The sequence below is a fragment of the Sphingobacterium sp. UBA7038 genome, assembly GCF_002494055.1.
GTDB lineage: Bacteria > Bacteroidota > Bacteroidia > Sphingobacteriales > Sphingobacteriaceae > Sphingobacterium > Sphingobacterium multivorum.
This window is the reverse complement of record NZ_DLAV01000013.1, coordinates 93,071-115,779: the sequence shown is the minus strand read 5'-3', so window position 1 is coordinate 115,779 and position 22,709 is coordinate 93,071. Positions and strand designations below refer to the sequence as shown.

Below are 22,709 nucleotides of genomic sequence, written 5' to 3'. Positions count from 1 at the left end.
TTTGGCTTATCTAAAATCAACAATCCAAATACGTGATAATAAATGCCTAATACTTTAAACTAAAAATGAGTAAAACATATAAAGCTGTCAACTGGAATACCCCTGAGAACGATTATGTATTGATGTTCTGGGAACAAAATATCCGTCAATTCTGGATCGATACGGAATACATTCCTTCAAAAGATATCGATAGCTGGAAACGTATCAGCCCAGAAATGAAAGATGCGTATAAAAAAGCTTTAGGAGGATTAACCTTATTGGATACCCTTCAAAGCCACACAGGTATGCCTAAAATCATCGATCATATCGATACATTACAGAATAAAGCTGTATTGTCCTATATGTGTATGATGGAAGCTATCCACGCAAAATCGTATTCCACTATTTTCACGACAGTTTCTACAACCGCCGAAATAAACGACATTTTCGAATGGGTTCAACAAAATAAATATCTTCAATACAAAGCAGAAACGATTGATGGTTACTACCGCGCAATCGATAAAGAAGATGCTTCGGACGAGGAGATTTATATGGCGATGGCTGCATCTGTATTATTGGAGTCATTCTTATTTTATTCAGGATTCTTCTTGCCATTATGGTTATGTGGACAAGGTGAAATGGTTGCTTCTGCCGATATCATTAAGAAAATTATCGCAGACGAATCCATTCACGGTGTATTCGTTGGATTAATAGCCCAAGATCAATTCAAAAAATTAAAAAATCAAGATCAGGTAAAAGCTCGTTTCTTGGCCTTGCTTTACAATTTGTATGAAAATGAGCTGAAATATACAGAAGAGATCTATACTGAAGTTGGTTTGACAGCTGAAGTAAAAGAATATGTTCGCTATAATGCCAACAAAGCATTGATGAATTTGGGCTTTGATCCGATCTTCGAAGTAAAACAAGTCAACCCAATCGTATTGAATGGTTTGAATACTGAAACGACACAACATGACTTCTTCTCCAAGAAATCAACTAACTACGAAAAAGCAACGGAAATTGTCCATCTAAAAGATGACGACTTCAAAATGGATGTGGTCGTAGATATATAATATTGACGATTCGTCAAACAAAAAGCCCCAAANNTTTGGGGCTTTTTGTTTGACGGGAAACAACTATTGTTGGAATGCTTTGATTGCCTGTCCGCGCCAAGCGGCATCAAGCGGTGCACCAAGCAACCAAGTTAACGTAGGCGCGATATCATAAATCATCAAAGTTTCCTTGATTTCTTTTCCTTTTGGCACACCTGGTCAGGTCATTACCCAAGAAATCTCCACCTCGGCCAGCGATTTACCACCGTGTCCTTTTCCGGTACCACCATGATCCGCAACAATAACAAAAATTGTTTCGTCTGCTATTCCCCCATCTTTTACAGCTTGCTGCAAGGTACCAATACGTCTGTCGACCTGTTTTAGTTCGGCATAGTATTCCGGTGTATTATGCCCGATATTATGGCCTACGCCATCAGGTTGGTCGAAATGCACAAAAGTAATCGTCGGTTTCTCCTTTTTTATGATATCCACGGTGGTGTTCAAATAGAAATTTTACAGCATCTATTATGTTAAGTAAACATTATTTAATCTCTCTAACCAATATGTTACAGAACAAAAAAAAGACGCTGAAAAATTATTTTCAGCGTCTTAACCTTATACCGTTTTACATCGATTTTAATACCCAGCTTTTGCCAACCGTGCGTACATTTCGACAAAAGCACACTGATCGAGCAGCCATTTCGATTTATGCTGATCCTTCAGGGTCCAGTCTGGACTGAAAAGCCCTGCTTGATCGCGCATATGCTGCCAGGCAAATTCAAGATTTTTCGCAAAAACGGTGAGATACCTTTGGTCGCCATTCACCGCAGCGAGCTCGATGTAACCACGCATCATTACGGCATGAAACCACAAATTGCTATTTTTCAATTTTGGGAAATTCAATTTCGCATCCGTTTCGAAAAAATAGCCTAGACAGGCCTCAGCCAGCTGTTGTGCATCCTCAAGGTACCGTTTATTTTTCGTTAACTTATAAAGCAGGGCTGCTGCCTGCAACATTTGTCCGGCGTTGTACGAAAACTTAGCTTTTCCAATCTTTCCATTGAGCTGCATATTGTCCCAGTATAACTTATCTTCGGGATCCTGAAGATTTCTTTTTGTCCATTCATAAAGACGTTCCCCTTCTTGCAGATAGGACCTATCATTGGTTGCCATAAATAACTTAAGTGCAAATACACTTGCTGGTGCATTCGAACAGGTATTTTTAGATTCCTTTTTCTGTTCACACCAATAAATGCCACCGCCGAGTTTATCATCCTCCCCACTCTTTACAAAATTCCAGATCTCTTTGGCCGAAGACAGGTAATTTATTTTTTTTGTATGGATATAGCTATCGGTAAAATCGATACCCAACCAGATATTATCGTCATAAAAACGATCCGAGGGAGGAGCTGTATTTAAATAAGAAGCATAACCAACCGGCGACCGACTTTCATCCCTATATTCCTGTAGCCCAACCAGGACTTTTTTGTCAAGTATGAACTGAAATGCCTTTTTTGTTTTTGGCAATTCCATCAAGGCATTTACAGCCGAGAAACTACCCGAGAAAGGCCATAGATAAGCATATTTCTTTTGCTGCGCTGCCTGTTGATTATTATCCAGATAATCAGCTTTAAAGTTTTCATCAAAGGGATATTTTTCAGCCAAGAGCTGATTCTTGGTATTTCCAAACTTGCTATAGATGCTATCTAAAGTTTGGATAGCATAGTTCTGAAAATTATTTTTCTGTGCAAATAAGGTTACACCAATAAAGTTCAAAAGAAACAACGTAAAATATCTTTTCATGTGTTTTAGGTAAAAGAATAGTAGATACCTATACGGCATCTACTATTCCTGAACATTAATAACCAGGGTTTTGTTTTAAATTGGGATTGATTGCCAATTGATCCATCGGTACCGCATATAGTTCTTTATTCTTATCGTTCGTAGCTTTATGATCCCACCAAGATCCGGATATATATTTTCCGAATCGGATTAGATCTGTCCGGCGCTTTCCTTCAAAAATAAATTCACGTCCCCGTTCCGCCAGTAATTCATCCAGCGTCAATGTAGCGACAGTATACTGCGCCATAGGCCAGTCAGCCTTACTAAATGCTCTTTTTCTGGATTCATTGACCAACTCCACAGCCTCACTACTGGCTTTTCCACCATTCTTACGCATAAGTGCTTCAGCTTTATCGAAATAGATCTCCGTTAAACGATAAATAATATAATCATTCTCCCAGTAGTTGGCATCGTCCAAGGTACCTGATTTATATTTATTAAATCGAGCTCCAGAATTCTCTTCTCCTTTTGTCATACCACCTTCTGAAGTTTTATCACCTTCGCTTTCTCGGCGGATCGAATTGACAAACACCAGCGGTTTACCTGAATACTCTTCCGTTCCCAATACAGGTGTAGTGGTGCCGTATTTATATTGTGGTCCAAACAAAAACCATTCTTTCTTCCGCAAGTCATTTTCAGCATAGGCATTAAATGCGGTAGGGATAACAACAAATGCATTCCATCCACCGTAACCAACTTTGAGCACTTCCTTCATATAGTCATAACTCATATAGAATCCCGACCAATCGAATGTAAACCCCGCCTGTCTGCTATATTGAAATTGAAATAAGGATTCCGGATTCGCCGAATTGGTATTACTGAACAATGCATTCAAATCAGGGCTCAATTTGGGAGCCCCTCCAATGCCGCCAGCCTGTCCGGAAATAATCTTATCACAAGCAGCGATACATTCATCATTCATTGCCTTACCCGACCATTTTTCGGCATTGAGATAGAGTTCAGCCAGCATGGCATAACCCGCAGCCATAGATACCTGACCGATATTACTGGCCGAGGTTTTAGGCAACTTATCCACATTTTCTTCCAGCTCCTTCTGCACAAATGCAAAAACCTCTGTTCTCGGTTTGGTTTCGGGGTTAATAGGATCGGCTACCTTTGTCACAATAGGAACGTTGCCCCAAAGATCCATTATCTTAATGTAGTGAAATGCCCGCATTACTTTTAATTGCACAAGTATTTGCGTGCGTTCATCCTCTGTCAGATCCGCAATTTTAGCGATATCCAATTTCTCAATATCCTGAATAGCATTATTGACATAGCCAACGCCGCCCCACATCAACTCCCAGGCCCCACGCATTCGGCTTTCATTGCTTGTCCAGGTATGATAGTGCTGCCGGATATGGTCTCCACCGTCATATCCATGGCGTCCCTTTTGCGGCCAGGCCACCTGATCGGCACTTAATTCGGAATGATAATAAAAGCCATTTCCACCTGTAGGTGCAAGCCAGGCCTGCATATGTGTAAAAGGGCGGAGCGCAGCTTGCATAACCTCCCGTTTATTCTTATAAAAATTATCATCCTTGATCTTACTATACACTGTCTCATCCAACTTGGTGCAGGAACTAAAAGAGATACCTAAGGTAACAGTGCTCAGGATGGCGAATAAATATTTATTTGTTTTTTTCATAACCTTACTATTTTAAAATCCAACATTTAAACCAATTGTCCAAGATCTTGTTCTTGGATAGAAACTGCGCGAATCAATCCCTGCTTCAAAACCTGTATCCTGCAACTCTGGATCAATCCCCGTATATTTGGTCATGGTTGCGATATTTCTCCCTGTCGCATATACATATAGACTTTTGATATAATCAGTCTTTAGTTTAAAGTTATATCCCAATGTAATATTATCCAGTTTCACAAAACTTCCATTCTCAAGGTAGTAATCCGAATACTGTGGATCCTGTTTAAGGTCGGCATGTTTAGTAAAAGCACTTTCGAAAACATTATTAGGCAACCATTTTTGATTACCAAAGAACATATCCGCTGTATTTAAAATATCATACTTAAATTTCCCTCTGAAAAATACGGTCAGATCGAAGCCCTTATAGGCAAACCGGTTACCTAGCGACGCATTGAATTTGGGAACACCATTTCCAATATAGGCGCGATCATTATCATTTATATCCGCAATGGTAGCCTTGGAGCCGTCAGCTTTATAGAAGAGCCATTCTCCAGCATCATTCAGACCCGCATAACGTTTTCCATAGAAGGAACCAATTTCACCGCCTTCTTCAAGACGAATGGCATCTCCGAGATTACCTGGAGAGGGCAGACCGCCAAAAGTCATCCAATTACTCTTAAAGATATCATTGGACATGGTAACGAGTTTATTCTTTTGATAACTTCCCGCAAAATCCACCGTCCATTTAAAATCTTCTTTTTGAATTGGAACTCCAGACAATTGCAACTCAACACCTTTATTCGAAACCTCGCCTACATTGTACCAAATGTTTGTACTCACATAGGCTGGCTGTTGCGCCTTATATTGGTATAATAAATCTTTGGTTTTACGATTATAGACATCTAGAGACCCTGTTAGTCGGTTATTCCACAAACCAAAATCGAGCCCGATATTCAATTCGGCTTTTTGTTCCCATTTTAAGTCGGGATTGGGGTTCTGTGTCGGTCCATACGTTTGATAATAGATGCCATCCTGCGGATATACCCCACCTGTTCCCAACAAGATCAACGAATTGTAATTTGGGAAGCCCTGATTACCGGTTACCCCATACCCCACACGGAGCTTCAGATTGTTGACAAGCTCTTTATTGGAGAAAAAGTCTTCGTTTGTAATGGTCCATCCCGCAGAAATGGCAGGGAAATTACCCCATTTATGATTAGCACCAAATCGCGAAGATCCCTCTCGGCGAAGAATTGCACTCACAAAATACTTTTGGTCATAATTATAATTTACCCGTCCAAAAAAAGCAATCAATTTATTGTCTTCCTTAAATGAGCCCATCGATGGTCTTGGCAATTTGGTATTTGTCAGAGCCGTACCACTTCCCATGTCCCAATCTTGAAAAGCGTCTGTTGTAAAACCATTATTGGACATCTCAAACCGCTCATAACCATTATATTGAAAACTGTAACCGAGTAAACCCGTTATATTATGCTTGTCGTTGAATGTCTGGTTGTAATCAATTGTTGTTTCAAAGGTCTTGGACCAATTCAACTCATTTCTTTTCCAAGCATAGCCCATACCCTGATACTCAGAATTTTGGCGTTGGTCCCAATCTTTTATCGAACGATATTGACGATCGTTCCAATTATTTCTAAGATAGGATCCGAAGGCTGAGATGCTCAATGGTTCTATAATCTTGAGTTTCATACGTGCGTCTCCCGAAAAAGTTTCCTGATTGCGTTGATCTACACGGTTGGCCATACGATCCAGCGGATTAAAATTATTATAACCCTGGGTTTGGTAAAAACTTCCATCGGGATTGTATAGTGGAGCAGTTGGATTACGCTGGATTGCCTGTTCGAAATATTCCGTTTTTCCACCCAAAAGATCTGCTTTATTGAAATTGGCAGCAATATTACCGGAGAAAGTCAATCGATCTTTTAATCCAGTTTGCGAAAAATTGACACGACCGCCAAATTGCTGACGTCCATTCTGTTTAGCAATGCCTTCGGCATTTTCATAGTTAATTGAAGCACGGTAGTTGGATTTATCGCCACCACCGCTGGCAACAAAATTATGGAATGTTGAGAAATTACCTTTATTGATCAATTCGTCATACAAATCTGTTGAAGCGCCAAGGTCAAGATCAGGTTTATTCTGTCCGTTGACCACATAATCTCTAAATTGCTGCGCACTCAGCATCGAAGGTTTCTTTGCGACAGACTCATGTTGACCATAGGTATAATATTCAAATCGCGGCTCTCCAGATTTGCCTTTTTTAGTGGTTACTAAAATTACACCACCATTACCCCGCGTCCCATAAATAGCCGCTGCAGATCCGTCCTTTAACACGTCTATGGATTCAATATCTCCTTGCTTGATCAAATCTAGATTTCCACCAGGAATGCCATCAATGACAATCAGCGGGGAGTTTCCGCCTTTCATGGAGGCCATACCCCGCAATTGGATATCTGAACCAGCATTTGGATTACTGCCCTGGGTTCTCGTCACATTTAGCCCGGCAACTTTACCTTGCACCAGATCCATTGGGTTGCGCATACCACCTTGATTGAAATCCTTTTCTTTTACAGAGGCCACTGCTGAAGTCACTTCACTTTTCTTTTGCGTACCATAACCGACAACAATAACCTCCTCCAATTGGTCTTCTGTCGCGGATAGTCGAATATCAATCGGGGCATTTCCTATTACTTTGACTTCGTTTGTTCGATAACCAATAGACGAAACGACAAGGACATCTCCTATCTTGGCTTGCAGGGCAAAATTACCCTGACCATCCGATGTTGTACCTTTTACTGATCCCTTGACGGTAACCGAAACACCGGAGACCCCTTCTCCAGTCTTCGCATCCTGTACCTTTCCTTTAATTAAATCCTGAAACTTAGCGACCTTATGGGTAAAGGTCTCTTTTGGATCTTCCCTCTTGGCGATGACATGCGCATTTGCCTGATGTATCGTCCCTGCGATAATAGCCAACGAAAAAAACAGCTTGGTATTTTTCGTTAAGCGGGCAAATGATTCTAAATCGATTCTGCTCATATAATTAGTGATTTTGGTTTATAAAACGTTTTAACTTTGATAAGCTTAAACGGTCATGTTTAATTAGTATCATCTTCAATAATTAATACGAATACCTGATCCCCATCTCTATCGTAATAGATTAAATCTGGCAGTCTATTAATTATTTATAATAGTGATTTGGTTTATAAAAACGTTTTAGCAAAAAGATACTTAGAACGTCTAGTTTAATTTAGTTTCCCTTAATTAATCGTTTTAAAATCGATCTGCTTTCTTAAAATTGCCTGCTATATTCCATTGCTTTCACTTAACAGAAAACGTTTGGGTTCAAATGTCTATGGTATTATTGCCGCATAGAATCTGCAATAAAGTCTGCTAAATCGCTTTTGCTTTTGTTGTAAAATTTTTTGGTTTCCTATTTTGGTTTTTTAATTGCTTTTTTTTGATTACTTATTGGTTCATTAATTGTTTATTCGTTATTGTTTTCCTTTTTGGTTATTCTTTCTTGGTTTTAACGTGCTATTCGGGTGGAAAGATAGCACTTTAATTTTACAGAGGAAAGATTTATTTTCAAAACCTTTCCCCGGTAAACTAAATATTTCCTTTCTTCATCTCGCTAATCGCATAATCGACAGATCGTGCCGAAAATGCCATATAGGTCAATGAAGGATTTTGTGTTGATGTCGAGGTCATACTTGCACCGTCTGTGACAAAAACGTTTTTCACAGCATGCATCTGATTCCATTTATTCAATACCGAAGTTTTCGGGTCGTGCCCCATACGTGCACCGCCCATTTCATGGATATCCAAACCTGGAGCCTGCCAGTGTGAATCCGGGCGAATGTTTGTGAAGCCAGCATCCGTAAACATCTCCGTCATGACAGCGATGTAATCCTTTTTCATTTTTTCATCATTCTCATCATAATCGACAGCAATTTTTAACAATGGAATACCCCAGTCATCTTTCTTACTGCTATCCAATGAAACCATTCCTGATTCTTTTGGTATCGTTTCACCCATCATGTGAGATCCAACCTGCCAAACACCTAATTTAGGATTCAACAAATTGTTCTTCAGATCTAGCCCTAAACCCGAACGATCCGACTCTTTACTACGCGAAGCTCCGAAACCGGCAGCATAGCCCCTTAAAAAGTCCGTTTCCTGTTTGTGCAAGTTTCTGAAACGTGGAATATAGCCTCCACCTGCGGGATTCCGCCCTTCGGCCGTAAAATCCAACATCCCTTCATACTCTGCATAAATGCGTGCACTATAGTTGTGAAAGGCAACATATTTTCCGAGCACACCACTATCATTACCCAAACCATTTGGAAAACGGTTCGATTTAGAATTCAATAAGATCAAATTCGTATTGATTGCAGCCGCATTGACAAAAATCAGTTTGGCATAAAAATCAATTTCCTCTTTTGTATTGGTATCAATAACACGTACACCCACTGCCTTTCCCTTTTGTTCATCATAGAGAATCGAATGAACAACCGAAAATGGACGTAGCGTCATATTTCCGGTTTTGGCCGCCCAAGGAATTGTCGTTGCATTGGAACTGAAATATCCACCAAAAGGACATCCTCGCTGACAAAGTACGCGATTCTGACACTGTACACGTCCTTGTTCGATGTGAATCTGATTTGGTTTTGATAGGTGTGCACAACGTGCTGAAATCACTTTGCGCTCCGGAAATTTCTTTTGGACGCTTTCTTTAAAATACTTCTCGACAATATTTAAGGGGTACCCTGGCAAAAACTCACCGTCAGGCAATTCAGGAAGTCCATCGTGATTACCTGCAATCCCAGCAAATTTTTCGACATAAGCATACCAAGGTGCTAAATCAGCATAACGTATCGGCCAATCTACGGCAAAACCATCTCTCGCTGGCCCTTCGAAATCAAAGTCAGACCAACGTTGCGTCTGTCTCGCCCATAATAACGACTTGCCGCCAACTTGATAGCCTCTGATCCAGTCAAAAGGTTTCTCTTGAATATAAGGGTGTTCCTTGTCTTTTACAAAAAAATGGGCTGCATCTTCATGGAATGCATAACATTTGCTGACAATCGGATTTTCTTCTTTTACTTTGAAAGGCATTTCATTCCGATGTTCAAACTCCCAAGGCATCATATTGGTGGTTGGGTAATCCTTGATATGTTGCACATCACGTCCGCGTTCCAAAACCAATGTTTTCAAGCCCTTCTCGCACAACTCTTTTGCGGACCAACCGCCACTAATTCCCGAACCGATCACGATCGCATCGTAGGTTCTGTTTTTTTCACTGTCAATATTTAGATTTGCCATGTGCTATTTATGCCTTAACTTTTACCGCACCATTGTACGGACCCGGAATAAGTTTATAGATCACCTTATTCTTCATCACGTATTCTGAGTTCATATACCCCTGAATTGCACGCGATTTGAAGGTCTCAAAAAAAGCCTTCTCGTCGGTTTGGTCTTTTAACCCCGCCAAAGTGGTCTCAGTCTCTTTGTTATTTTTTAAATTCAACTGTTTTCTCAATTTGTTGAAACCAGCGACAAATTTAGCCTGATTTTCTGGCGACTCACAGTCATCCACCATTTTGATGACGAAAAGATGTAGGTTCAGATCCTTTCCTCCCGGTGTATCCGATTTCGGAATCAGGATGTTAGCCAGATCGCCCAAAAATTGCTCATCTTCCGCCGAAATCTTCAGCTTATTTAATACAATTGATGCACCTCCATCATTCAGACAGGACGACAAAATTGTCAGTCCGCCAGCGATAATGAAAAATTGCTTTATTGCGGTTCTACGGTTCATAATCAGAGTTCCCTTTACAAGTCGGTAATATTACATATATCCGAATAAAAATACAAATGCTAAAACGATTAAATTATTTTACAACCCTCAAATCCATTGCGCCAACAGGGCTTTCGCCTCAGATAAGTTTTCCACAATGTTATCAACAGCTGTTAGTCTAGCACGTTCTACCTCTTGCTTCGTAACTGCAATCAACTGCGTCCCTGCTCCCAATGCCGATGTACTTCCTGTTGACGTATCCTCAATAGCCACACAGCGGTCGGCTGGTAGACCCAGATGTGTCAATGCCAAACGATAAGGTTCCGGATTGGGTTTTGGCAGCTCCACACACTCACGCGTGACAAAAAACTCAAAATAATCCAAAAGCTCGTGCTTGCCCAAAACAGTATCGACTGTGCTTCTATAACTCGAGGTCACAAGCCCAATACGGATATCTTCTGCTTTCAAAAAAGCTAAAATTTCTCGTGCTCCAGGCATCAATTCAATATCGCTCATGTTAGAATCGGCATAAGCCGCACGTGTACGCTTCCACATATGTTCTTCCGTCACGTCGTAGCCATAGTCCTCGGTAAGACGCTTGACATTATGTGCTAAAGTATGTCCAGCAAAATCGCGAATCCAATCTTCATAGTTGATCTGAAGGTTAAATTCCTGTTTTAATATAGGTGCCCAGTTTTTGAAATAGAAATATTCCGAATCAATTAACGTACCGTCCAGATCGAACAATACCGCCTGTATTTTATTCATAGTGTTAAAGATACACAAGTAGGTGGAAAAATCCTATTAAATGACGCCACAATAGGTAGAATTTGAGAATGCACCATGATACGTATCCCAAAAACCGATGTAGACATGATAATCAGCTTTTTTGCTTAATTCAACCGGTACGTCCACAAAACATTGGCCATCCCTAGCAGATGCAACTGCTGGTTTTAAGGAACAGAAATCATTTAAGCTAACAAATGCTAGATTTAACTTATAAATTTCATCATCATACGCTGGGTTTGGTATCCATTCCAAAAATATACGACCTTCATTCACACTTACCTTAGTACCCGTGGGCGGTATTAGATCCCCCACAAACACATTCAAATTTTCAAAATTCACAACAGGATTATGATCGGCATCAAAAGCCAGTACATCATTGAAAACATGTTTTTGCGCGAGCTGAAATGCACCATATTTAGATCCATTTTCTTTTTTTAGCCCATAGCCAAAATCAAAAACTGCTTTGTTCTCCGCACAAAATTTTCCGATAGCTTTCATTTTTTGACGATGTAATCGCTGAGCTTCAGTCGGAGGTTTACTGTTTTTTCTCCTTGCTCCGCGAATAATCCATTGCCCCATACGATTGTATCCATATATCGAACCAACTTTACCTCGAAAGCCACCATTGGGCCCATCTTCTATTATAGCCATATTTTAATTTTTTTGTTTAATTATCATCTTAACAATGATCTCTTAACAATCGATCTGTATTAATGTTTGAATTAAATTAGGTATGAACTAGTATTAGATTAGGTATACTATAGGTTTTAGTTAGCTATAACCTATACTATACCTAACTAAAACCTAAACAAAACCTAACTAAAACCTATATAAATATATACTTTGATCTAAATTACGCATGTAGTTGTTTTTCTCCAATTTTGGATAAGCTTTGGACATTTATTAAGTTTGTTGTGGTAAACGAAAACTAAAGTATACCGAGTATGGATGCACGATAAGTTTTTAGAAGATAACCATATCGTTCCTCACATGACGTTCGTTAGCATAGCGCATTCCGGCCAAGTGTAGGTAATTCACAAATAGCATATAGTACTTTCTAATAGCGCCTCAAATGTACACGCGATGAAAACCGAGCTCATGAGTTCGCAAGAAATCTGAAAGCTTCATTGCCTTAAAAATTTATATCATGAAAATAATTGCAATCGGTCGCAATTACATCGACCACGCGAAAGAGCTCAATAATCCAGTCCCAGAGAATCCCATTATATTTTTAAAACCCGATACAGCGGTCTTAAAGGATAACAAAGATTTCTATTACCCCGAATTCTCCAAAAACATTCAGTTCGAAACCGAAGTTGTCCTCCGGGTCTGTAAGGAAGGAAAACATGTGACACCAAAATTTGCATCAACCTATTTCGATGCTATCGGCCTAGGGATTGACTTTACCGCAAGGGACGTGCAGCAAGAATTAAAAGCAAAAAGCCTTCCCTGGGAATTGGCAAAAGCATTTGACCATTCTGCAGTGATCAGCAACCTGATTCCTAAAGAAGAATTTGCGGAAGTAAATTCGATTGATTTCTCCCTGCAGCAAAATGGGCAAAAAGTTCAGCAGGGAAATACCAAGGACATGATTTTCTCCTACGAAGATCTGATTGTATATACCTCCAAATTTATTACCCTACGCAAAGGTGACCTCATTTACACCGGAACTCCAGTTGGTGTCGGATCTGTAGCCATCGGCGATTTATTGGAAGGTTTCATTGGCGAACAGAAGATGTTTAGCTGTAAAATTAAATAGCTGGGAATAGCATGATAAAAAAAACGACAGCAATGCTCTCCCTGCTGGCCTGCATGGCAGGTCTAAGTAAGGGACAAGATATTATCAAAAGCCGCAATTATCCACAAAATTATTTTGTACGGCCCATGGACCTAGCGCCGCAGGCTTCAGGATCGTTCGGCGAATTGCGCGCAACGCATTTCCATGGTGGAGACGATTACCGGACACAACAACGCATCAATATTCCTGTGCATGCAGCGGCGGAAGGTTTTGTATCCCGCGTCAGGGTACAGATAGGTGGTGGTGGTAATTATGTTTACATTGATCATCCCAATGGTTACACCTCGGTGTACATGCACCTCGAAAGTTTCAATTCTGATCTTGCGAAAATCATCAAAGATGAGCAGTACAAGCAAAAACGTTTTGATGTCGATATATTTCTCAAACCCAACCAAGTACTTGTAAGAAAAGGTGAGTTTATTGCAAATTCGGGCAATACAGGCGGGTCTGCAGGTCCACATCTTCATTTTGAAATCCGGGATACAAAAGCACAATTGCCGCTCAATCCGCAATTGTTTGGCCTGTTGTTTCCAGACGGTGTAAAACCGATTATCCGCGGTATGACGGTCTACGATTTGGGTTCCGAACTGTTTGATGAAAATACGCCCCGCAGGCATCAAACCATCAGATCTGTTGGTAGCGGCAATTATAGTTTAGCAACAAACGCCCCTATCTCTGTGAATGGTACCTTTGGGTTGGGAATCAACACGGTTGATAAACGGAGAGGCATCTCTTTTACATATGGTGTGTATTCGATTGAACTATTTTTGGACAATAAAAACATCAGCACGGTACTGTTCGAATCCATTCCTTTTGATCAGACCCGTGCGATACAGTCCTACGTAGACTACCCTTATTTAAAAAAGTCAGGGGTACGCGTGCAAAAGAGCTTCAAAGATCCTAACAATCCGATCAACATCTTCAAAAACTTGGATAACCTCGGTAAAATAACGTTGAAAGACAATGAGGTCCATGAGGTAAAATATGTGGTCAAGGATGTTCAAGGGAATACGAGCGAATTGAATTTTAAGGTGCAGAATAACCCTTCACTTTCCATCAGCCGCCCAAATGCGAAGGGGCTTAAAATGTTTCACTATGCCGATGAAAACAAATATGAAGCGGAGAATGCTCGGGTTTATATGAGCAAAAATATATTGTATGACGACCTTTACTTCAATTATTCGCAGGGAGCAAAACCTGCAAAAGGCTACTCGGCAATGCACTATATCCACAACGCTTATACACCGGTGTTCGGATATTACAAGCTCATGATCAAACCAGACTACAGCTTGTCTGAAAATCTTTATGACAAAGCCTTGATTGTTTCTTCTGATGGCGGAGCACAAGGTGGTCAATATGAGAACGGCTGGGTGGTAGCCAACGTACGCGAATTTGGTGGTTTTTACATCGCTGTCGATACCATTGCACCAAATATCACTGCGCGTAACCTTACCGACGGCAAGAATGTTTCCAATCAACGCTCCATCGATTTTACCATCAGTGACAATCTATCGGGTATAGCTACTTTTGACGCTTATATTGACGGGAAATGGGCTTTAATGAAATATGACCCTAAAACAAGACATATCTGGCATGACTTCGAACCGGAACTCAGCAGTGGCAGACACGACTTTAAACTTGAAGTGAAAGACAACAAAGGGAATTTGAAGGTCTACGAGGCTTCATTCTCCACATCGCGTTAATAGCTAATTTCAAACTTACAACATTTGTCCGACCTGATCTGCTACATTAATTGCAATTTTCGAATTTTGGTTCAAACAAAAGGGAAATGATAAAATGAGTAAAGGAAAAGAGTCCTGGAATTGGCGAGGACTCTTTTCCTTTACTCAACAATAATCAATGTTACATTTTTAATTGTCACAGTACAATAAGCATGATGCATTCCATCTACACGCTATAGAACGATTATCGTGTAGATTAAGATACCTTATTCTTTAATAATGATTAAATGATCTGTATTCCCTGTTGCATTTCTTTAGTTCCAAAACGATACGATGGGCCTGAAATACCAATTGCTGCCAATAATTTATTATTACTATAAATTGGTACCGCTACGCAATTCATCTCTTTTTCCAAACGTTCATAATCTTCAGCATAGCCTTTTTCTATTACATTATCGAGTTGCTTTTGCAATTTGATTTGTTCTGGCTCGATGAGATTAACCATTAATTGTTTGGTCAAACTCGGTGAATGTGCCATAAAAACATTACCCAAAGCCGAATTCATTACATCCATTTCTTTACCTACTTCTAGACTTATACGTACAGAGCGTTTGGGATCGCTTTTTAGTTCGTGCCGCATATAGGATCCTAGCTGTATGGTTAGATAAGCGGTTTCACCGGTGAGTTCGGTTATTTTTTCTACGATAGGACGATAGTCTGTTTTCAGTGTAGCGGTAGAATATTCCGTTGGGATGAGGTGATGCATTTTGCCTGTGAGGTAATATCGGGTAGAAAGTTCCTCTTGATCTGCATAGCCCATATGCACCAAGGTTTTAACAAAATTATGTACCGTAGATTTTTTCATATCCAAACCTGATGCAATATCTTGTATACGCACCCGATTACCGTTTTGTACCATATAATCCATAATGAGAAATAGCTTCTCGAGCGACTGTATCATGTTTTGTTCATTATTACGGAACAAATTTACATTTTAATACTCAATAGTCGTTTATAATAAAATAAAAACAGAATTTTGCGATATATAAAATAGAAATATGCAAGATTTAAAAAATAAGAATGCCCTTATCACAGGTGCTGGTAAGGGGTTAGGTAAAGCGATGGCTTTGGAATTGGCAAAAGAAGGGGTCAATATCGCTCTGGCAGGTCGTACAGAAAAAGATTTGCTACGGGTAGCTGCTGAAATCAGTGCCATTAACAGCGATGTAAAAGTGCAAACTTATGCCTTGGATGTCTCAGATTATACAGGTGTACAAGACACGGTAAAAAGTATTTTGGAAACTTTTGAAACTATTGATATTCTTATCAATAGTGCCGGAGTTTTGGCTGTAGGAGGTATCAACGAATTGCCAGTTGAGCAATGGGAGCAATCTTTCAAAATAAATGTATTTGGAACGTATTATATGATCCACGAGGTATTCCCGGAAATGGTCAAAAACAATGGTGGTGATATCATTAACATAGCATCTACCTCAGGTTTGAAAGGTTCTGCAAAAATGAGTGCCTACGGAGCATCAAAAGCAGCGGTGATCAATCTTACCGAGAGTGTGATGCAAGAAGGCCGCAAGTCCAACATTCGTGTATCGACCATCAACCCGAGTACCATTGCCACAGATATGACGGTGAACGCCAACTTCACCGATGGAAACGAAGAAAAAGTATTACAGCCGGAAGATTTGGCGACCCTAGTCGTACACCATCTGAAATTGCCAAAACGTGCTTTTGTAAAAGAATTCAGTTTGTGGTCTACCAATCCATAAGGTTTTTTATTGTCAACGTTGTAAGAAGAGGCTAACTGAACTACGGTTAATTTAGCCTTTTTTATCATCATTATTTTGATAAACCTTTTTATCAGGAGTGTAGATGGTGATAAAGTGACTAATTATTTCCCGCCCCTAACCCTTGTCAGTGTTTTTCTTGAAATACCTAGGTAAGAAGCGATCATATAAAGCGGAATGCGATTGTAGATATTGGGGTAATTTGATACAAAATCTTCGTAGCGTTTCTGGGGTGAGTCTTTGAGTTGATGCATCAGCCGTTCCTTGTTAGTCAGCGTGTTTTTTGCGGTCAACTGTTCTACCAATTGGTGTAAGGTTGGCGGTTGCTGTAGCACTAAATTTAAATGCTCCATTTATCAAAAATACCAATCTATCTTCGATTACTTTGATGGTTTATTGATTGGGTTAACGGCTACACCCAAAAAAAATCTTGATAAAAATACGTATTCATTTTTTCAATTAGAGGATGATATACCCACTTTTGCCTACGAATTAGATACTGCCGTAAACGACGGCTTTTTAGTACCGCCACGCTCGTATGCTGTCCCTGTACAGATGGTAAGGGATGGCGTGAAATACAAAGATTTAAGCGATGAGGATAAGGCCGAATTAGAGGAAAAGTTGGGATTGACCGCGGTATCTGATGAAGCCCTTCAGGAATTTGAAGTTGGAGCGTCTCAGATTAATTCTTTTTTATTTAATGAACCTACAGTAGATCTTGTTTTGGATCACCTCATGAATAATGGGTTAAAAGTAGCTTCTGGCGATAAGGTCGGCAAAACGATTATTTTTGCCAGAAACCATCGTCATGCTGTTTTTATCGAAGAGCGATTTAACAAAAACTATCCCGAATATGGAGGCAACTTTTGCCGGGTCATTGACAATTACAATGACAAAGCGCAAGATTTACTTGAAAAGTTCTGTTATGACAAAGAAGAACTAGAACCTCAGATTGCTATTTCGGTCGATATGATGGATACAGGAGTCGATGCACCTAGCGTACTGAATCTCATATTTTTTAAACCGGTAAAATCATATGCTAAGTTTTGGCAAATGGTAGGAAGGGGTACTCGTTTACGTCGTGATTTATTTGGACCCCATGAGGATAAAAAATTCTTCCTACTATTTGACTACTGCCGAAACCTTGAGTTCTTTCAGGAGAATCCGGACGGTTATCAAACAAATACCCAAAGACCTTTAAGTCAACTGTTGTTTCTGGAACAATTACATGTTGCTAACCTTATTCAGGAGAATATGGATGCCAATAACCAAGATTTAGCTTTAGCAAAGGAATATATCAATCAACTACATGCCAAAGTAGCGCAGCTGGATACAGCTCGGTATGAGGTCAGAAAGCATCTCGCTGTAGTGCATCAATTTGCAGATAGAAGCAAGTGGGACAACCTCAATAAATCTGCTATCATTGCTATAGAAACGGAACTGTCTCATCTTATTCCTTACACTGAAGACATAGATGAAATGGCTAAACGATTCGATCTAAATAGTTATAAACTGCAAGGAGCAATGATTAATAAATCTCCGCGGCAGACCGTCCTTATCCAGAACTTTATGGATATAGGAAAGAGACTATTAAAAAAGCGAAATGTACCTGCTGTCGCTGCTAAAGAAATCGTCATAAGAGAGATGGCCTCCATAGATTTTTGGCAAGATGCATCAGTATCAAAAATTGAAAATCTACGAAAGGAAATTCGAGATCTAATACACTTGCTCAAAGAGGAGAATAACATTAAACCTATTTATACAAAGCTTGATGATAATCTTTTAAAGGAAGAAATTATCGGGTATGATATTATCGCAAATTTTAAAAATCTACAAAGTTATAAAGATCGAGTAACCGCCTTTATCAAAAAGAATAAGCATCATCTTGTGATCGACAAATTGCATAAAAATCAACCGATCAATGCTTTCGAATTACAGCAGTTAGAACAATACCTCGTAGCGGAGGCACTGGGGTCCAAGGAAGAGTTTATAAAAGAATTTGGTGATCAGCCGCTAGGAACTTTTATTCGGTCCATTATCGGCTTGGATCAAGAGGCTATACAGGCTCATTTCACAAATTTTATTGGCGAAGCTAACCTTTCGGCCAAGCAGATCAAGTTTATGGACACTGTAATACGTTATTTCGTAACCAACGGTTATCTAGAAACCGCCGATCTCATGGAACCTCCTTTTACGGAGCTAGATGACAGCGGGGTTATCGGATTATTTGACGAAAACAATGTTGTCAAACTCATGAGCTTAATCAAGCAAGTTAACCAAAATGCAGATATCGGGGCCTAGATGAACATGCATTCATCTACTCCCCCTGTGCATTGATTTTGTCCAGTATATTCGTTAATTCATCCATCATCGCAGGACGGTGCCTGTAGATCATTTTCCAGTGAAGCATTTGGGCCAAGAGTGTTTCCCTACCAGAAGGTATATCTTTAAATATAACGAATACGATGTCCATCAATCGTTGGTAGGCATTACGTTTATTGGCAGACTCAGCATGTTGATCCAATAGGGATGAGTACAATTTCATAAGTTCCGCAGGATGCAATTTATATAAATGCTCATGATAGTTTAGTATGGTTTCCAGATCGGTCTGCCGTTGCACCAGTGCAAGTAATTGGTCGAACATATTCTCTTCAATATAGATAGGACCTATTTCGTTCAAAAGCCAGTAGTCTTGGTGTTTCGAATAGGAACTCTTTTCTCCGGTTGATTTTGCGCGAATCGAGTTGATTTTGTCGTTAATGACACTTCTCCATTCTTCTGAGGTATAGGTGTTTTTCCACTGGTTGTAATAGTGGCTGCTAAAAGAGTAACCTATAGCGAATTTTTCTGTAAAAGAGCGCACCATTGGAATGTCATTTTGCAGAACGGCAATATGCAAAAGGGTTTCTTCCCAGTCCCTTATTACACGAGGATGCTGTGCTTCTTCCGCTAGTCGTATTCCTTCAACCAGCAATTCCTTGGCCTCTTCAAAGCGCTCGTTTTCAATAGCTTTTTCGACCTGAACCTTCCTCATTTGTGGCAAATGGATTTGTTGTTCTATCAATTGCTGTACCTCTTCTGTCCTGTTTCCTTTTTGAAGGATGGAGGCTTTAATCTGTATAAAAAAACTACTACGGTAATCATAACGGTCTAAACGAGCTTTATGAATAGCCACATCGGCAAAGTGCAGAAAATCATCTATTTTACTTAAATCCAGACATAGCTGCGCATAAAGATCTGTCATATCATATCCGAAATCGCCATAGTCAAAGTACAGATCCTGTTGCAGCTCTTTATTCAAATACACAGCAATCTTTTCTTTCAAATCGACGGGGGACTGCACCGCAATATCTGTCAATAAGGATATACCACTATCGATAGCATCTCCTATAGATCCATTGCTATCGTCGGCGTAAGTAATCACTGGCATAACTTCCTGTATATACGCCATGCATAACAAGCTACCGTTTAGGATGTTATTTTTGGATAGATAATATTGACCTTGCATCAGAATTTTTTGTAATTCCCGTGCTAGCTTACCACTTGAACCATAATCGATAAATTCGTGTTTGCTGTAGGTCTTGATCGCTTTCCTAATCTGATCCTTTATTTGCTTTTCTATGTCAAAGTTTTCATCTTTTTCTGCAAAGAATAGTTCCAAATCAGATTTAAAGCTACTGTCCTTTTTGCTGTACTGGACAATAAATGCTTTCAGCTCGTCGCTACTGATATTGTCCAGTAGTTTTTGAAAGGATAGTTTTGTTTTTTTCTTGGTAGTTTTAGGTACATCCTCAGGAGCAATCGCTTTTTCATCCCGTATAGCATACAAGACAGCAACCACGTGCTTGCACAAATCGCCATCGTAGGGACAGTCACATCCATAATCTCCTACTGATCCTTTTTTGCTAATTTCAATCTCTACAAAATAATCGTCCGACCCTGCTACCACTGCAACCCATACACCATCTTCTGTTTCTCCAAGAGATTCAACCTGTCCTTTTTGGTAGTAGACTTTACCTCGCTGTAAAATCGTACTATTGATCTGTTTTTCAAAAGATGATAGTTCCATTTCCATGTTTTTTTAAAAATAGTAATTTATGTGTCGATAGAAAAATTGATTTTCTAAAAAATTATCCTCACTGTACCAGCCGACAGATCTTTTATCAAATTACTTGGCGAGAACCAAGTTGTCGACTTCACGAGTAGCAGCAGGCACATTAACCAAAATGCTTAAGCATACCATCGGATAGATTTATTGTTATAATTTCGTATCTTAATCGACTAAATCGAAATACATATGGCAACACTAGAAATAGGACAACAAGCACCGGATTTTAGTGCAAAAAATCAACATGGTGAAACGGTACATCTTTCGGATTTCAAAGGGAAAAAAGTTATTTTATATTTTTATCCAAAAGACAATACACCAGGCTGCACCACGGAAGCCTGTAATTTCAGAGACAATTATCAGTCTTTGAAAAAAGATGGTTTTGAAATCATCGGCGTAAGTGTGGACAGCGAAGCATCGCACCAAAAATTCATCAGCAAACATGAGCTTCCTTTTCAGCTGCTTGTAGATGAAGACAAGAGCCTTGTAGAGGCCTATGGTGTATGGGTCGAAAAGAACATGTATGGCAAAAAGTATATGGGCACAGCACGTACCACTTTTGTGATTGATGCAGATGGCATTATCCAACATATCATCAAAAAAGTAGATAACAAAAATGCGTCCCAGCAGATCCGTGATTTAGGCATTTAAAGAATACCTCTTATCAAGAATCTTATATCTAAAATCTAAAACTAATATCTATATTTGCCACTTATGAGCAAACAGACAGACGACTTTTTCAAAAGTGTAGTATCACACGCGAAGGAATACGGTTTTGTATTTCAATCGAGCGAAATATATGACGGATTAAGTGCCGTCTACGATTACGGTCAATTAGGTTCGGAATTAAAAAACAACCTAAAGACTTATTGGTGGAAATCCATGGTGCAATTGCACGAAAACATTGTTGGTATTGATGCCGCAATTTTCATGCACCCAACAACATGGAAAGCCTCTGGTCACGTTGATGGTTTTAACGACCCAATGATCGACAATAAGGATTCAAAAAAACGTTACCGTGCCGATCAATTGATCGAAGATAAGATTGCACGTTATGAAGCAGATGGTAAGACAGCTGAAGCTGCTGCCCTATTAGACGCTTTGAATACCGCATTGAATGCAGACGATTTAGCTGGACTGAAAACCATCATTGAAGAACATAATATCGTATGTCCGGTTTCAGGTACCAAAAATTGGACTGAAGTACGTCAATTTAATTTGATGTTTGCAACCCAAATGGGTGCTATGGCAGATGGAGCTGATCAGGTTTACCTTCGTCCTGAAACTGCACAAGGTATTTTCGTCAACTTCCTGAACGTTCAAAAGACAGGACGTATGAAAATTCCTTTTGGTATTGCACAAATTGGTAAAGCTTTCCGTAACGAAGTAATTGCACGTCAGTTTATCATGCGTATGCGTGAATTCGAGCAAATGGAAATGCAATTTTTCTGCCGCCCGGGTACTGAATTGGAATGGTATAACAAATGGAAAGAAACACGTTTGAAATGGCATTTGGCATTGGGCTTCGATCCATCAAACTACCGTTACCACGACCACGATAAATTAGCGCATTACGCAAATGCTGCAGTTGATATTGAATTCAACTTCCCATTCGGATTCAAAGAAGTTGAAGGTATCCACTCCCGTACAGATTTTGACTTGAAACAACATCAGGAATTTTCTAAAAAGAAAATGCAATATTTTGATCCTGAAATCAATCAAAACTACATTCCATATGTCATTGAAACTTCAATTGGATTGGATCGCCTTTTCTTAACTGTATTATGTAACTCTTTGGTAACAGAAGATCTTTCTACAGCAGAAAAACAAGATTCGCGCGTTGTATTGAAATTTCCACCAGCATTGGCACCGGTAAAAGCTGCAATTTTACCATTGACCAAAAAAGATGGTTTACCAGAAAAAGCACGTGAGATCCTAAATACACTAAAATTGGATTACAACGTTCAATATGACGAAAAAGATGCCATTGGAAAACGTTACCGTCGTCAAGATGCAATCGGAACACCAATCTGTATCACAGTCGATTACGATTCATTGGAAGACAACACCGTAACCATCCGTCACCGTGATACGATGGCACAGGAACGTGTTGCCATTGCCGATCTTGAAAAAATATTGAATGACTTGGCTGGTTGGAATACCTTGCTAAAAAAATTGATATAGCCAATATGCT

The 22,709-nt window shown here is 39.7% G+C and carries 18 protein-coding genes; 7 read left to right on the top strand and 11 right to left on the bottom strand.

What is annotated here, in order from left to right; all coding sequences use genetic code 11:
- The first annotated feature begins 65 nt into the window (after window positions 1-65).
- Window positions 66-1,052: a class 1b ribonucleoside-diphosphate reductase subunit beta gene (gene nrdF / locus B3H30_RS07540; RefSeq protein WP_070570180.1), complete on the top strand. Its 987-nt coding sequence runs from the start codon at window positions 66-68 to the stop codon at window positions 1,050-1,052.
- Window positions 1,053-1,250: 198 nt separating this feature from the next.
- On the opposite strand, the gene B3H30_RS07535 is transcribed toward nrdF, so the two are convergent.
- The 8 genes from B3H30_RS07535 to B3H30_RS07500 all read right to left on the bottom strand — a co-directional run bounded on the left by B3H30_RS07535 (window position 1,251) and on the right by B3H30_RS07500 (window position 11,779).
- On the bottom strand, window positions 1,251-1,523 hold the full coding sequence (locus tag B3H30_RS07535; RefSeq protein ID WP_070570183.1) for an alkaline phosphatase: 273 nt from the start codon (window positions 1,521-1,523) through the stop codon (window positions 1,251-1,253).
- A 144-nt stretch (window positions 1,524-1,667) separates the two neighbouring features.
- Entirely contained in the window at window positions 1,668-2,834 is a 1,167-nt protein-coding gene (locus B3H30_RS07530) for a glycoside hydrolase family 76 protein (protein WP_115046519.1), read from the bottom strand.
- A 55-nt stretch (window positions 2,835-2,889) separates the two neighbouring features.
- Window positions 2,890-4,521: a RagB/SusD family nutrient uptake outer membrane protein gene (locus B3H30_RS07525; protein WP_088163117.1), complete on the bottom strand. Its 1,632-nt coding sequence runs from the start codon at window positions 4,519-4,521 to the stop codon at window positions 2,890-2,892.
- A 12-nt stretch (window positions 4,522-4,533) separates the two neighbouring features.
- Entirely contained in the window at window positions 4,534-7,578 is a 3,045-nt protein-coding gene (locus B3H30_RS07520; protein WP_286709712.1) for a SusC/RagA family TonB-linked outer membrane protein, read from the bottom strand.
- 570 nt (window positions 7,579-8,148) lie between these two features.
- Window positions 8,149-9,864 (bottom strand): GMC oxidoreductase, encoded by a 1,716-nt coding sequence (locus tag B3H30_RS07515; protein ID WP_070570188.1) that lies wholly within the window; start codon window positions 9,862-9,864, stop codon window positions 8,149-8,151.
- Between the two features lie 7 nt (window positions 9,865-9,871).
- On the bottom strand, window positions 9,872-10,360 hold the full coding sequence (locus B3H30_RS07510) for a gluconate 2-dehydrogenase subunit 3 family protein (RefSeq protein WP_070570191.1): 489 nt from the start codon (window positions 10,358-10,360) through the stop codon (window positions 9,872-9,874).
- An 87-nt stretch (window positions 10,361-10,447) separates the two neighbouring features.
- Window positions 10,448-11,107, bottom strand: coding sequence for an HAD family hydrolase (locus tag B3H30_RS07505; RefSeq protein WP_070570193.1), 660 nt, complete (start codon window positions 11,105-11,107; stop codon window positions 10,448-10,450).
- Window positions 11,108-11,143: 36 nt separating this feature from the next.
- Window positions 11,144-11,779: a DUF6266 family protein gene (locus B3H30_RS07500; protein WP_070570195.1), complete on the bottom strand. Its 636-nt coding sequence runs from the start codon at window positions 11,777-11,779 to the stop codon at window positions 11,144-11,146.
- 496 nt (window positions 11,780-12,275) lie between these two features.
- Here B3H30_RS07500 and B3H30_RS07495 point away from each other — a divergent pair, with 496 nt between their 5' ends.
- Window positions 12,276-12,887 carry a fumarylacetoacetate hydrolase family protein gene (locus B3H30_RS07495; RefSeq protein ID WP_070570197.1) on the top strand — a complete coding sequence of 204 codons (612 nt, stop codon included), beginning with the start codon at window positions 12,276-12,278 and terminating at the stop codon, window positions 12,885-12,887.
- A gap of 11 nt (window positions 12,888-12,898) precedes the next feature.
- Entirely contained in the window at window positions 12,899-14,629 is a 1,731-nt protein-coding gene (locus B3H30_RS07490; RefSeq protein ID WP_254667770.1) for a M23 family metallopeptidase, read from the top strand.
- A gap of 262 nt (window positions 14,630-14,891) precedes the next feature.
- Here the strand turns inward: B3H30_RS07490 and B3H30_RS07485 are convergent, their stop codons facing one another.
- Window positions 14,892-15,569 (bottom strand): IclR family transcriptional regulator, encoded by a 678-nt coding sequence (locus B3H30_RS07485; protein ID WP_286833835.1) that lies wholly within the window; start codon window positions 15,567-15,569, stop codon window positions 14,892-14,894.
- Window positions 15,570-15,666: 97 nt separating this feature from the next.
- Here B3H30_RS07485 and B3H30_RS07480 point away from each other — a divergent pair, with 97 nt between their 5' ends.
- Complete coding sequence (locus tag B3H30_RS07480) at window positions 15,667-16,389, top strand: 3-ketoacyl-ACP reductase (protein WP_070570201.1); 723 nt, start codon at window positions 15,667-15,669, stop codon at window positions 16,387-16,389.
- Between the two features lie 122 nt (window positions 16,390-16,511).
- Here the strand turns inward: B3H30_RS07480 and B3H30_RS07475 are convergent, their stop codons facing one another.
- On the bottom strand, window positions 16,512-16,760 hold the full coding sequence (locus tag B3H30_RS07475) for a hypothetical protein (RefSeq protein WP_286775157.1): 249 nt from the start codon (window positions 16,758-16,760) through the stop codon (window positions 16,512-16,514).
- A 43-nt stretch (window positions 16,761-16,803) separates the two neighbouring features.
- On the opposite strand from B3H30_RS07475, the gene B3H30_RS07470 reads away from it, so the two are divergent.
- The gene (locus B3H30_RS07470) at window positions 16,804-18,708 is read left to right on the top strand and encodes a type I restriction-modification enzyme R subunit C-terminal domain-containing protein (RefSeq protein ID WP_286775158.1); all 1,905 of its coding nucleotides are present in this window, start codon (window positions 16,804-16,806) and stop codon (window positions 18,706-18,708) included.
- A 16-nt stretch (window positions 18,709-18,724) separates the two neighbouring features.
- On the opposite strand, the gene B3H30_RS07465 is transcribed toward B3H30_RS07470, so the two are convergent.
- Window positions 18,725-20,476 carry an SWIM zinc finger family protein gene (locus B3H30_RS07465; protein WP_286833831.1) on the bottom strand — a complete coding sequence of 584 codons (1,752 nt, stop codon included), beginning with the start codon at window positions 20,474-20,476 and terminating at the stop codon, window positions 18,725-18,727.
- Window positions 20,477-20,704: 228 nt separating this feature from the next.
- Between B3H30_RS07465 and bcp the strand changes: the two genes are divergently transcribed.
- Together bcp and B3H30_RS07455 are read left to right on the top strand one after the other, a co-directional pair.
- Window positions 20,705-21,166, top strand: coding sequence for a thioredoxin-dependent thiol peroxidase (gene bcp / locus B3H30_RS07460; protein ID WP_286779039.1), 462 nt, complete (start codon window positions 20,705-20,707; stop codon window positions 21,164-21,166).
- A 63-nt stretch (window positions 21,167-21,229) separates the two neighbouring features.
- Window positions 21,230-22,699 carry a glycine--tRNA ligase gene (locus B3H30_RS07455; protein ID WP_075994392.1) on the top strand — a complete coding sequence of 490 codons (1,470 nt, stop codon included), beginning with the start codon at window positions 21,230-21,232 and terminating at the stop codon, window positions 22,697-22,699.
- The last annotated feature ends 10 nt before the right edge of the window (window positions 22,700-22,709 follow it).

Coding starts and splice junctions, on each gene's coding strand:
- nrdF (WP_070570180.1), top strand. CDS start 66: ATGAGTAAAACATATAAAGCTGTCAACTGGAATACCCCTGAGAACGAT.
- B3H30_RS07530 (WP_115046519.1), bottom strand. CDS start 2,834: ATGAAAAGATATTTTACGTTGTTTCTTTTGAACTTTATTGGTGTAACC.
- B3H30_RS07525 (WP_088163117.1), bottom strand. CDS start 4,521: ATGAAAAAAACAAATAAATATTTATTCGCCATCCTGAGCACTGTTACC.
- B3H30_RS07520 (WP_286709712.1), bottom strand. CDS start 7,578: ATGAGCAGAATCGATTTAGAATCATTTGCCCGCTTAACGAAAAATACC.
- B3H30_RS07515 (WP_070570188.1), bottom strand. CDS start 9,864: ATGGCAAATCTAAATATTGACAGTGAAAAAAACAGAACCTACGATGCG.
- B3H30_RS07510 (WP_070570191.1), bottom strand. CDS start 10,360: ATGAACCGTAGAACCGCAATAAAGCAATTTTTCATTATCGCTGGCGGA.
- B3H30_RS07505 (WP_070570193.1), bottom strand. CDS start 11,107: ATGAATAAAATACAGGCGGTATTGTTCGATCTGGACGGTACGTTAATT.
- B3H30_RS07500 (WP_070570195.1), bottom strand. CDS start 11,779: ATGGCTATAATAGAAGATGGGCCCAATGGTGGCTTTCGAGGTAAAGTT.
- B3H30_RS07495 (WP_070570197.1), top strand. CDS start 12,276: ATGAAAATAATTGCAATCGGTCGCAATTACATCGACCACGCGAAAGAG.
- B3H30_RS07490 (WP_254667770.1), top strand. CDS start 12,899: ATGATAAAAAAAACGACAGCAATGCTCTCCCTGCTGGCCTGCATGGCA.
- B3H30_RS07485 (WP_286833835.1), bottom strand. CDS start 15,569: ATGATACAGTCGCTCGAGAAGCTATTTCTCATTATGGATTATATGGTA.
- B3H30_RS07480 (WP_070570201.1), top strand. CDS start 15,667: ATGCAAGATTTAAAAAATAAGAATGCCCTTATCACAGGTGCTGGTAAG.
- B3H30_RS07475 (WP_286775157.1), bottom strand. CDS start 16,760: ATGGAGCATTTAAATTTAGTGCTACAGCAACCGCCAACCTTACACCAA.
- B3H30_RS07465 (WP_286833831.1), bottom strand. CDS start 20,476: ATGGAACTATCATCTTTTGAAAAACAGATCAATAGTACGATTTTACAG.
- bcp (WP_286779039.1), top strand. CDS start 20,705: ATGGCAACACTAGAAATAGGACAACAAGCACCGGATTTTAGTGCAAAA.
- B3H30_RS07455 (WP_075994392.1), top strand. CDS start 21,230: ATGAGCAAACAGACAGACGACTTTTTCAAAAGTGTAGTATCACACGCG.